Source organism: Paenibacillus sp. IHB B 3084 (genome assembly GCF_001447315.1).
Lineage (GTDB): Bacteria > Bacillota > Bacilli > Paenibacillales > Paenibacillaceae > Paenibacillus.
Genome location: NZ_CP013203.1, coordinates 774,180 through 786,644, shown reverse-complemented (window position 1 = coordinate 786,644; position 12,465 = coordinate 774,180). Strand labels below are relative to the sequence as shown.

Genomic DNA, 12,465 nt, shown 5'->3' with positions numbered 1-12,465 from the left:
TAAAATAGAGGAGTCCTAAATATGAGTAAAATGAACGGTGTAGATGTGAATATGCTCGGAAGCTTGGCAGAAAAATATAAGAAAAATCCTGAGGATGCGATTACAAGTTTTGCTTCTACAGTAAAATGGAAAGATGGGTTTTACTCGGAGGCCGAGGTTGGGGACTATAAGCCGGTACCCATTGATGAACCAGAGTGGCTATCCGGAACTGGAAAAGGGCCTAATCCCGTTGAGCTTTTGTTAAGTGCACTTGGCGCTTGTGTAGGTGTTGGATTCATTGCAACAGCTAGTGGTATGGGGATTAAAGTAAATTCGTTGGACGTTGATGTTACTGGCGAAATAGATCTGAACGTTTTCTTTGGCTTAAAAGAGGGTAATTCTGGCTTTGATGAAATAAACGTTCGTTTCAATGTGGACAGTGACGCAGATGAAGCGCAGGTTGAAAAGTTGATTGCAAAAGCCATAGAAATATCACCTGTGAGAAACACCATTGAAAGAAACGTTAAAGTGACTTCGGAGTATACACTCCACAGTTAAAACGTAAGCGTCAAACCCAGTACACCTGTAAACCCAACACCAGTCATGAGATCATAGGCATATCTTAACTCAAGGAGATTTGCCAGATGACCAAAGCAGAACGACACCAGCAGTAATGGACGGAGCGCATCACGGACTATCGAGCCAGTGGCCTCACTGTATGAAAAACGTGAAGATCACGAAATTGTGTACTAATTCAAAAGATTCGTGCTATTAAGAATATAAAGGCTTCATAGACTTGGTAATCTATTTTTCATTCACTTAAGGAGTGGTACAATGGCACATTACGCAGCAATCTTGCACATAGTTGACCCGGGAAAAAGACAAGAGTTACATCCTAAGCACCTGGAATTTTTGAACAAAATGAAGGAACAGGGGAAAATTTATGCCATGGGACCTTTTGTTGATGGGGCCGGCGGTCTAGTCATTTACGTTGCAGATTCATTGGAAGAGGCACAGGCGATGGTTGAAAAAGACCCGTATGTGTCGGAAAAAGCGCTTCGCTTGGAACTTCATGAGTGGAAAATGGTATAAATGAATATACATTTCTCTTTTAGGTTTCGTTAAAAAGCCATCAACGCTACTATAATATCAAGAGGCCCCCAGTATAGGGAGCCTCTTTTTTGGGTGCACCTCACAGTCGCATCATTAGGTGGTTCAAATCCACCGGGTAACTTTACCCTTTAAAGTGCCGTAGCCGAAGCAGACATCCGGCAACCCAAGGTTTCGGATGGGCAGGGTGGAGAAAGTTTGGGAAGAAGAGCATCCGGCAGCTAAGTTTGAAATTCTTTCTGATGAAACCTCTAGTGAAGGACTATGTACTGATGAAGGGTGTGCGATCCCGCCTAAAAAGTCATAAAGGACAAGCGAGGATTGAATTAAGATTGGTCTATGAAAAATATAAAATAGAGGAGTCCTAAATATGAGTAAAATGAACGGTATAGATGTGAATATGCTCGGAAGCTTGGCAGAAAAATATAAGAAAAATCCTGAGGATGCGATTACAAATTTTGCTTCTACAGTAAAATGGAAAGATGGGTTTTACTCGGAGGCCGAGGTTGGGGACTATAAGCCGGTACCCATTGATGAACCAGAGTGGCTATCCGGAACTGGAAAAGGGCCTAATCCCGTTGAGCTTTTGTTAAGTGCACTTGGCGCTTGTGTAGGTGTTGGATTCATTGCAACAGCTAGTGGTATGGGGATTAAAGTAAATTCGTTGGACGTTGATGTTACTGGCGAAATAGATCTGAACGTTTTCTTTGGCTTAAAAGAGGGTAATTCTGGCTTTGATGAAATAAACGTTCGTTTCAATGTGGACAGTGACGCAGATGAAGCGCAGGTTGAAAAGTTGATTGCAAAAGCCATAGAAATATCACCTGTGAGAAACACCATTGAAAGAAACGTTAAAGTGACTTCGATGTATACACTTCACAAAACCATGAATACTTGATTGTTTTGCTAGAAAAGTAGACATTATGCGAGGAACACGTAGCATAATGTCTACTTTTTTTATAATATTAGGATCAGGGTGCTTTCGTTTTCCCTTGTGGCTAAGGACATGTGTGCTCCCTTTTGCCAAACGCCCTACATACGTCAGTAGTTAGTATTTTTAAAACAGCCGACAGGCCGATGTACGAACTATTCTACAGTGGGAGTGGAGAAAACAGATTAAGTACAATTTTGATGAAATCAAGCTTCAATTGAACCGGTCTCTTTCTTGCCATTATGGGGAGATCTGTGGCCTACCAAAAGAACAGAGGGTTTCTCTTTTACTATAGGAGAAGCTCTGGAGTAGGTTTTAATTATTCGGCAGATGAACCTAAATCCGTAATAGATAGCTTAATATCATTCAAACACACATTCAAAAGACCAGAAAGACCGACATTGGCCTGCAACTGCTGGTGAGGAAACTCGAAAAGAGACTTCGGGTTCTCTTTTTTCCGCTTTATATAATGGCTTTGGTCGACCTTCACAAACCGCTTGCCGGTAACGTTGTAATATGCGATCCGTTCAGCAATTCCTAAAGATCTTTACAAGAATATCTCTATAGTTCTAAAGACCGCTCTTCATTTAAGAGGAAAGATCAAGATTATCTGGCGAAACTAGCGGTGACGGAATCGAATAGAACTTGTGGTTAGAACATGGCGGTATTTATTATTAGAACGAGGAATGGGAAAGGAACTTACCGGTGAAATCATATGTGCCTTTTACCTATAAAATGATGGTCCCCTACTTGCTACTAGTGTTGCTTACGGACGTGTTGATCGGCTATATTTCGTATTCGATGCTTGTTCAATCGCGGACGGAGATGGCTGAGACGAATATTCGGACCGGCATGGAGCAGACAAGGAACAATATTCTTTACCAGATGGACGAAATTCAGCGCATGTCCGATACGCTGTTCGGCAGCCTAGCGTTCCAGCACGCCATTCAGAAGAAGGGAAATCCGCTGGACATTTACTGGACGATGCTGGACGAGATCATCCCACAGATGACAGCGCCGCTGCAGCTATCTGGGAACGATATTCGCCTTATGCTTTACACACTGAACAGCGATTTGAGCATTGTGAGTGGCGATAACCTCGCGGAGCCGATCGCGCAAAACGATTATTATATCCTGCCGTTCGGTGAGATTTCCCATTCCGAGTGGTTTCGTTCGCTTCAAGCCACGGAACGGGACAACATCTGGCTGCAAATCGATACCGACAGTAAACTTGGTAATATATCACATTTTCGCCGTTTGGTATCGTATGCCGATTATAAGACCGAAATCGGCTATGTGCGTATCACCGTATCACTCGAAGACCTGTTGGGCGATTTCGTGGCCTTTCCGCTCGAAGAAGGGATTACGCTGCGTCTGGTCGACCGTTCCACTGGCATATCGCTTTACCATCGAGGAATGGCCGAACAAAACGCCTCGCGCGAAGCGTATCTAAGCCTCCGGGAAGAGATCCCGGGTACTGATTTTGTAATCGAGACGCTTGTGCCCAATTCGTACTTGTCAAAGGATGCGGGTAGGTTACAGCGAATCATCATCACCGTATGTGCCATTAGCTTTGTTGTCATGGCCTTCATTGGCTATATCGTCGCCCGCCTTTCCGGGCGTAGGATGTCGAGGATCGTCGACCTTGTTCGTTCGTTCCAGGAAGGGGATTTTCTAAAGCGGATACAATTCTCCGGCAATGACGAGTTTGTACAAATCGCCGATGCGTTCAACGTGATGGCCAGTAGTATCCAAAAATTGATCGATAGCGTCTATATTGAAGGCATCCAAAAGAAACAAGCTGAGCTGGAGGCCTTGCAAGCACAGATCAATCCTCATTTCCTCTATAACACGCTGTCGACGATCGGAAGCTTGGCGAATCTCGGAGAGACGGACAAGGTGACAGAGATGGTGCAAGGGCTCTCCCGTTTTTACCGTCTCACCCTCAACCAAGGCCGTGTCTTCATTGAGCTGGAGAAAGAGCTGGAACAAGTGACGACCTATCTTGCGATCCAACGGGTGAAATATGCGGACGCGTTTACGGTGCATGTCGATGTCGAGCCCGATATTCTGCAGGTGCCGGTCATCAAGCTGATCCTGCAACCCTTCGTGGAGAACGTCTTTAAGCACGCTTGGTTCGGAGATTCGATCGCGATCCTGATTAAGGCGTGTCGTATTGGCGATCTTATCGAGCTGAAGGTCATCGACAACGGCATTGGCATGAAACCCCATACGGTGGAGCGATTGCTAAACAACCCGAGGCAAGAGGGCGGTTACGGTGTCAAAAACGTCGACGATCGCATCAAGCTGTTATACGGAGATGCTTACGGCGTCCAGATCGCAAGCATTTATGGAGGAGGAACGACGGTTCGGATTCTGCTCCCGGCTTGGCATCAGGATGGGCAGGGCGACGAACCACGGCAGTAACCGTGAATTTGTATCCGTTTTCATTGAAGACCGCCATGTTGTCCTTCGGGGGGAAAAGGTATGATACATTCAGGCATAGTGCGTAAATGAGTGAAACGACCGGAGGCATGTACATGAGTGTTAATCTGTTGCTAGTTGATGATGAAGTGGTCGACCTCGAATGGCTACGCCGACGCGTCCTCGAGAGTGGGCTGAATGTCCGCGTAGCGGGCACGGCCCATAGCGGTTTTCAGGCATTGAAGCTCATGGAATCCGAACCGATCGACTTGATCTTATCGGACATTCGAATGCCGATCAGACGGGAACCGAATTCGCCCGGAAGGCGAAGACGATCCATCCGAAGGTTAAGATCGTATTTATTAGCGGCCACGAGGATTTCGGCTACGCCAAGGAAGCGATCGAGATCAATGCTTCAGGGTATTTGCTGAAGCCGGTCGAAGACCAAGAATTATTTCGCATACTGACGGAGCAGGTCGCGAAAATCGAGCAAGAACTGGAGCAGGATCGTTCCTTTACGGAAACCCTGTCGCTCGTGAACGAAGAGCTACTCCTACGGTGGTTTGAGGAACGAACGCCCGCGCCGGCCACATCGCACGTTAGTGGCGTGCTTGCGCATTATTTGGAGAAGGGGACGTCCGTGGCGCTCGTGGAAATTGACGACTTAGAATGGAAGATGCGCAACCTTCCGCTGGAAGAGCAACGCGCAGAGATTCGAAAGATCAGCCGGACGATCAAGACATTTGCAGCGGACATCAGGCTCGGTACCGTCATCGAGGGGCAGGGAAACCGATTCGTGATTCTTGCAGCCGTGCCGGAGTCCAGGTTCAATAGCTTGCTTAAGGAGCTTGTCGAACATGTGAATCGAAGCACTTCTCGCACGGTCACGATCGGCATCGGTCGTAACGCATCCAACGAGACGGAACTCCACGAGTCTTTTCGACAGGCGCTGGCGGCGCTTGGCGCCAAATGGCTGCTCGGCAAAAATCGAATCATTCAAGGAGTGATCGAGGCGCATTCTCAAAATACGCCGGGCAAGTGCATGGAAGAGAAGGTCAATCGAATGCTCGAAGCGATCTTGGACTACGACCTGGTCACAATTGACGACTGTTTGATGGAGTTGCTTCAACAGGATGTGACACTGACTGGCAAGGAAGGCGTGTACGCGCTTATCATACGTATGACGTCCAAGCTGCATGCCGATCTTCAGCAGCGAAAAGAAAATTTATACGAGCTGCTGGAATGGGAATCGCGCCAACCAGACGTACTGTTTCAATTCGAGACGGTGCATGACATTCTGTCTTGGCTTCGCAGGGGATTCTTCGAGCTGTCTGAGATGCTGTACATCAAGGGACAAAGGCAGATGCGCAAACTAATTGAAGAAATCATGCGATACGTGGAGAATAACCTGGAGAAGAAAATTACGCTTAAGGAAGTCGCGGCGCATTTAGATTTTACTGCGAACTATTTGGGCCAGTTATTCAAAGAGGAGACGGGCACACATTTCAGCGATTACTTGATCGGCCTAAAGACGGATCGTGTGTGCGAGCTGCTCAAAGACCCGACGAAGAAAATTTATGAAATCGCTGATCAGATGGGCTATAAGAATATAATTTATTTCAACCGGAATTTCAAGCAAGCAATGGGCATGACGCCGGGCGAATACCGCAAGAAGCACAAAATTTGATAGCTATATGTGTGATTGAGGTCCCGGTCGAATCATGACCGAGGATCTTTTTTTTCTACGCCTGATCAATGAACTCACTGACCTTATTTTGAATGTTTATTAGATAATTATGCTTCTTTTAAAATCTCTGTTGTTTGGTTCCAGCCTGCCTTGTTAATCAATGGGGCAGTGTAGTTTTTTTATGGAGGTAAACGGCACGGTTCGACAGATCGGTGAAAAAGTATAGTTTTTTGTTGCTTGGCTAAATTTTCAAGGCCTATAACGCTCGCCTATAATGGGGACAAAGAGGAAAGAGGAGAGGGAGCATATGAACCTGCATGGATTTTGGAGCGATGTCAGGAAGTATAAAACCCTGCTACTGATGCTCACGCCAGGCGTACTTTTTATTTTTCTGTTCGCCTACGTGCCTATGGCGGGAATCGTATTGGCGTTCAAGCAATTCAACTTCGACGGCGGTGTATTCGGGAGCCCCTGGAACGGTTTCGATAATTTCCGGTTTCTTTTTGAGTCAGGTGACGCCTGGCGCGTAACACGCAACACCGCGCTTTACAATATCGCGTTCATCGTCGTGAACAACGTAGTGCAAATCTTTGCCGCGATCCTACTGTTTGAGGTGGGGGGGAAGTGGTTTCGAAAGTTGACTCAAACGGTGTTTTTCCTGCCTTACTTCATCTCGTGGGTTGTTGTCGGCGCCATTGCATTCAACTTATTTAGCTACGACTTCGGGTTTATTAACGGGATGTTGACGATGCTGGGTATGGAGCCGATCGACATTTACAATACCCCCGCGTATTGGCCGTTCATTCTGGTCATCGTATCCACATGGAAGGCGTTCGGTTACGGGACGATCATGTATCTGGCTACCATCACGAGCATCGATACCGAGATGTACGAGGCGGCGGAAATTGATGGAGCCAACGTCTTTCAACGAATCCTGAAGATTACCGTGCCGAACCTGTATCCAACAATGATTATCCTGGTGTTGCTGGCGATCGGCAATATTTTTCGTGGTGATTTCGGGATGTTCTACAACATGGTTGGCAACAACGGTCTCTTATTCTCAAATACGGATGTCATCGATACGTTTGTCTTCCGCCTGCTGATGACCTCAAATGAGATCGGCATGTCGGCCGCAGCGGGCTTCTACCAATCGTTGCTTGGCTTCGTGACCATCATGATTGCCAACTACGCGGTTCGCAAATACGATAAAGACCGTGCATTATTCTAAGAGAGGGAGAGAATGCCCATGTCTACGATAAATACGAGCCCAGTCGCCCAAGCGGTAGGCAGAAGACGCGTGTCTGCCGATCGTGTATTGCTCAATATTATCGGTTACGTCTCGCTTACTATTCTGGCTTTGTTCTGCATCTTGCCCTTTATTTTGATCGTGTCCTCCTCGTTGACAGAGGAGAAGAGCATTATTGAAAATGGCTTTCAGTTGTTCCCGACGGTCTTCTCGATCGAAGCGTATAGTATTCTGTTCAAATATCCCTCACAGATGATCCAGGCCTACGCCGTCACGATCGGGGTGACCGCCATCGGGACGCTGGTCGGGCTGTTTTTGACCGCAATGACGGCCTATGTTCTGGCTAGGAAGGATTTCAAATGGCGAGGAACCTTCTCGTTCTACTTCTTCTTTACGACACTGTTCAACGGTGGGCTTGTCCCCTGGTATTTGCTCGTCGTTGAATACTTGCACCTAAAGGATACTTTTCTGGTATTGATTCTTCCCTTATTGATGAATGTTTTTTACATCATTGTCATGAAGACGTTCATGGGTAATATCCCGGAAGCGATTACAGAATCCGCTAAAATCGACGGAGCGGGCGATTTCAGGATCTTTATCGAGCTGATCATCCCTTTGTCGAAGCCGGCACTGGCGACCATAGGATTGTTCATCGCGCTTGGTTACTGGAACGATTGGTATAACCCGCTGCTCTTTATCTCGCAAGAGAATTTGATGCCGCTGCAGTACTATCTTTATCGCATGCTTGGGAATATGGACGGCATGCGCAAGGCGATGATGGAATCGGGGGCGGTCGTCAATTTAAGTATCCCGACCGAAAGCTTGAAGATGGCGATGACCATTGTAGCGACAGGACCCATCCTAATCGCGTATCCGTTCATTCAGCGTTTTTTCGTCAAAGGCTTGACTGTCGGTTCAATGAAAGGATGATCTCAGGGCAACTTGGTTATCAATAGCATGTTCCGTTCACATCAATGCCATTATCTGAATTAGGGGGAGTATGGATCATGAAACATAAGAAGAGGAATGCCATGTTGCTTCTTGTCATCATGCTGTTGCTTAGTACGCTACTTAGCGCATGCGGTGGTAACAACGGAAATTCGGGGGACGGGAACGGTACAGACGGCGCGAACGACGGCACGGTTAAACTGAAAATGCTGCTGCTGGGCGCCAAGCCGGCGGATTACGACGAAGTGTTCGGTGAGGTGAACAAACTGCTGAAGAAGAAGATCAACACGACAGTCGATGTCGAATTCCTCGACTGGTCCGATTGGTCGCAGAAATATCCACTCAGGTTCGCAGCGAAAGATGATTTCGACTTGGTGTTCACGGCGAACTGGGCATTTTATTCCAATCAGGCGCTGAATGGTGGCTTCTACGAACTGACCGACGAACTGCTGAAATCCAATGCACCTATGACATGGAAAGCGATGCCGAAGCTCTCTTGGGACCAGGCGAAGATTAAGGGCAAACTGTACATGGTGCCGAACAACAACCAAGAAATTATGGACAAAGTTCTGCTGATTCGTGAGGACTTACGCAAGAAGTACAATCTTGAGCCAGTCACCAGTCCCGAGACGTTTGCCGCCTACGCGAAGACGATTTCGAAGAACGAAAAAGGGATGAGCGGCTTCGCCGCAGCGGCGGGCGGCGGGTATAAATGGAACGAGCTGGATAATGTGCTGCTCGAGCAGTATAACGAATGGAAACTCGTAGATCCGAACATCCCGTTCGCTTATAAGCTCGACGATGCAACAGGCAAAGTTTTTAACGTTTATGATACGCCGGAATTCAAAAAGCTGCTCATTTATTATAAAGACTTGGCCGATAACGGTGGTTGGTCCAAGAACGTTGTCAACAGCAAGAACGACGTTTGGCAGGAAATGAAGGCTGGCAAGGCCGCATCGTACAAACGCAATCTCGGATCTGTGGGCTTCGATTTGGTCGAGGCTCGTCGTGCGCTTCCTGATGCCGACATGGCTATCGCCGATCTCACCCCGAATCAGAAGAAGACGGCTTCCATCTCGACGCAGAATGGCATGGCGGTTCATGCGACGACCAAGCATGTAGAGCGTTCCCTAATGGTGATCGACCTATTGCAGAACGACAAGCAAATTCATGATTTAACGATGTACGGCATCGCAGGCAAGCACTACGAGCCGGTCGGCGACGACAAGTTTAAACCAGGCGCGAGCCAAGCGAATTTCACCGGTTTCTCCTACTGGGGGTGGAATTCGGCACTCAATCGGACGGATGCTTCCTACCCTCAGGAAGCGACGAATATGGAAGCTGACTGGAAGAAGAAAGTTTATCACTATCCGCTTGAGACGTTCGTGTTCGACGACCAGAAGGTAAAGAATGAAATGGCTAGCATCGGCAACGTGATGTTACGATACGGCGTTCCGTTAGAGTACGGCCTGGTTCCGGATTTGGAGAAGGGTCAAGCCGAGTTGATCAAACAACTTAAAGTTGCGGGCATCGACAAAGTACAGGCGGAACTGCAAAGCCAGATCGATGCCTTCTTGGCAGGGAAATAACGTAAAGGGGGAGTCATTCCCTCTTTCTTTTTTCAACGAAAGGCGGGTACAGCAATGGCAACTTTCGAATTTTTAAAAGGGATAGATATCTCGTTTGTGGACGAAATCGAAGCGGCAGGAGGTACGTTTTGCGAAGACTGGGTGCAGGACGACATGCTGCGGTTAAAGCGGAGCGGCGTGAGTTGATCAGGTTGCCAATTTGGAACTACCCGAATCGGCGGATTCTGAAATCCCATGCGGACGATCCAGTTGGCGTGGGACGGGATGTGATCCATAGAGATTTGTGAAAGCGCTTCAATACAGATGTGTTGATGCAAATAAAACAAGGAGGTAGTACAATGATAAATAGAATAATTGCTATGATTCTTACGTTTGCAATGATTATATCCATGACAGCCTTTATCTTACCGATAAAGGTAAGCGCTTCATCTATCCCTGACTCGTTCGCCAAAGGCGCAGATATCAGCTGGCTGCCACAATTAGAGGCCCTTGGTTATAAATTCTATAATGATAATGGGGAAGAGCAAGATCTTCTTCAGATTTTAAAGGATCACGGAATTGATTCCATAAGAATACGGGCTTTTGTTGATCCGTCTGATGATCCTTCCAATGGTCATTGCAGTACAGAAGAAGTAGTTGCATTAGCATCTCGTGTAAGCGCCTTCGGATTTAGGGTTATGATTGATTTACACTACAGTGATACTTGGGCTGACCCGGGAAAACAGATAACACCTAAAGCATGGGCCAACGATAATTTAGATCAATTAAAAGTACATGTATCGGAATACACTTCTGAGGTGATGAATGCTCTAAAAGTAGCAGGCGTAACACCAGAGTGGGTACAAATCGGGAATGAAATTAATAATGGAATGATGCATCCGTTGGGGGAGTATAGCAATACGCCCAACCTCGTTCAACTGATTCAAGCCGGATCGAGCGCAGCCAAAGCGGTTTTTCCTGGGATTAAGGTTATCATCCATAGAGCAGGCGGAGCAGAAAATGGCGTTGAACCGTTTTATGCCGGTCTGGTTGCAGCCGGTCTTAAAGATAGCGATTATGATATCATTGGCTTATCTTATTATCCGGATTCGGTCTTTACTTCCTCAATTAATGAATTAACTGAAAACATGAATAAACTCGCAGAAAAATATGGGAAGGAAGTCATGATTGTTGAAGTCGGGGGGGAAGTTGCCAAGGATGCTGATAGTGTTTATAACATGCTTGTAAATGTTCAAAATAAAATACATGCAGCTCCGAACGATTTGGGAACGGGTGTATTTTATTGGGCACCTGAGGGGAATTATTTTGGGTATCCTAAATCTGCATGGGACCCGGACGGTACGCCCTCATTGGCATTAGATGCATTTATTGATGGTGCTGTTGAAAATAATCGGTATCCTGTGCAATCTTTAGCTCTGGATAAGCACACGGAAACGATTGAAGTAGGTGCTACTAGTAAGCTAAATGCTATCATCAATCCTGCTAATGCAACCTATAAAGGAATTACTTTTACGAGCTCAAATCCTGATATTGTAAAGGTACATCCTTATAATGGGACTATTTCCGGACTTGCTGTTGGGACAGCAACCATATCGGTGGTTTCATATGATGGGGGTTTTACTGACTCTTCCAAAGTTACTGTGGTGCCAAGCACAAGTATGATTCAAAATCCTGGCTTTGAGATGGGATTAAAACCGTGGAAGGTTACTGGGGATACAGACGCGGTTAGTACAGATATTGACGTACACTCCGGCACATTAGCATTACACTATTGGAGACCAACAGCCACAGAATTCAAAGTTTCCCAAACTATCACAGGGATTAAAAATGGCACCTATCAATTATCTGCTTGGGTCTACGGCGGAGGAGAAGAAGAGATATCTGAGATTTTTGCTGGAGGTAAGAGGAAGAGTTTTACAAATACCGGACAATGGTCTAATCCAACAATAGATAACGTTGTAGTTACAGATGGAACTCTGACTATTGGCACCCATCTAAAATTTCCCGGCGGGCAGTGGGGAAACATTGACGACTTCAAACTTATTAAGAAAGCCGATGCTGTAAAGTAACAAGATCTTTGGATCTAAGCTAAAGACATCGAAATTAAGTTATTGGAAAAATGGGTCCCCATTCCTTGGAATGGGGACCGTTTCTTTCGTTTTGACTCATACTATTCGAAAGGGACTTTTTACGAGCAAGAGGCACAAGATTTGAATAGCTGCATGTGTGAGAGAGACCCCGGTTGAATCATGAACAGGGTTCTCTGTTTTTTTTTGAGGGAAAATACATGGTTCGACAGATCGGTGAAAAAGTATGAGTTATTGTTGCTAGGCTAAATTCTCGAGACCCATTACGCTAGCCTATAATGGATACATAGCGGAGAGAGGAGAGGGAGAGCATGAACCTGCACAGATTTGGAGTGATATCAGGAAGAATGAAACCCTGCTTCTAATGCTCACGCTGACGCCTATCGCGATCGGGTATCAGATGTTTCCGCTGGGTTTTCCGTCGATATCATCCTGTCACATTTCAATCATGCTGGATGAGTTAC

Annotated in this window: 11 protein-coding genes and 2 pseudogenes; all 13 read left to right on the top strand. The window is 46.4% G+C overall.

The features are described 5' to 3' along the window. Positions 1-21: 21 nt before the first annotated feature. The 13 genes and pseudogenes from ASL14_RS03670 (at position 22) to ASL14_RS03630 (ending at position 11,983) form a co-directional block, all read left to right on the top strand. A complete protein-coding gene (locus tag ASL14_RS03670) occupies positions 22-537 on the top strand; it encodes an OsmC family protein (protein WP_134910492.1) in 516 nt (171 codons plus the stop codon). A 276-nt stretch (positions 538-813) separates the two neighbouring features. Then, positions 814-1,071: a YciI family protein gene (locus ASL14_RS03665; protein WP_134910491.1), complete on the top strand. Its 258-nt coding sequence runs from the start codon at positions 814-816 to the stop codon at positions 1,069-1,071. Between the two features lie 388 nt (positions 1,072-1,459). Continuing rightward, positions 1,460-1,987, top strand: a complete 528-nt coding sequence (locus tag ASL14_RS03660) for an OsmC family protein (protein ID WP_134910490.1) — start codon at positions 1,460-1,462, stop codon at positions 1,985-1,987. 738 nt (positions 1,988-2,725) lie between these two features. After that, a complete protein-coding gene (locus tag ASL14_RS03655) occupies positions 2,726-4,447 on the top strand; it encodes a sensor histidine kinase (protein ID WP_223264184.1) in 1,722 nt (573 codons plus the stop codon). A gap of 86 nt (positions 4,448-4,533) precedes the next feature. Beyond that, positions 4,534-4,680: pseudogene (locus ASL14_RS29215) on the top strand (hypothetical protein); the annotation flags it as partial. A gap of 2 nt (positions 4,681-4,682) precedes the next feature. Beyond that, positions 4,683-4,847, top strand: a pseudogene (locus ASL14_RS29210) (hypothetical protein); the annotation flags it as partial. Between the two features lie 21 nt (positions 4,848-4,868). Beyond that, a complete protein-coding gene (locus ASL14_RS03650) occupies positions 4,869-6,131 on the top strand; it encodes a helix-turn-helix domain-containing protein (RefSeq protein WP_237171611.1) in 1,263 nt (420 codons plus the stop codon). A 307-nt stretch (positions 6,132-6,438) separates the two neighbouring features. Next, the gene (locus tag ASL14_RS03645) at positions 6,439-7,359 is read left to right on the top strand and encodes an ABC transporter permease (RefSeq protein ID WP_134910489.1); all 921 of its coding nucleotides are present in this window, start codon (positions 6,439-6,441) and stop codon (positions 7,357-7,359) included. 18 nt (positions 7,360-7,377) lie between these two features. Continuing rightward, positions 7,378-8,307, top strand: coding sequence for a carbohydrate ABC transporter permease (locus ASL14_RS03640; protein WP_134910488.1), 930 nt, complete (start codon positions 7,378-7,380; stop codon positions 8,305-8,307). A 77-nt stretch (positions 8,308-8,384) separates the two neighbouring features. Further along, positions 8,385-9,914 (top strand): ABC transporter substrate-binding protein, encoded by a 1,530-nt coding sequence (locus tag ASL14_RS03635; RefSeq protein WP_134910487.1) that lies wholly within the window; start codon positions 8,385-8,387, stop codon positions 9,912-9,914. A gap of 54 nt (positions 9,915-9,968) precedes the next feature. Continuing rightward, entirely contained in the window at positions 9,969-10,100 is a 132-nt protein-coding gene (locus tag ASL14_RS29045; protein WP_257721139.1) for a hypothetical protein, read from the top strand. Beyond that, a complete protein-coding gene (locus ASL14_RS27225; RefSeq protein WP_189338222.1) occupies positions 10,043-10,201 on the top strand; it encodes a hypothetical protein in 159 nt (52 codons plus the stop codon). The genes ASL14_RS29045 and ASL14_RS27225 overlap by 58 nt, the downstream gene beginning before the upstream one ends. 51 nt (positions 10,202-10,252) lie before the next feature. Further along, positions 10,253-11,983, top strand: a complete 1,731-nt coding sequence (locus tag ASL14_RS03630; RefSeq protein ID WP_134910486.1) for a glycosyl hydrolase 53 family protein — start codon at positions 10,253-10,255, stop codon at positions 11,981-11,983. Positions 11,984-12,465 lie beyond the last annotated feature (482 nt).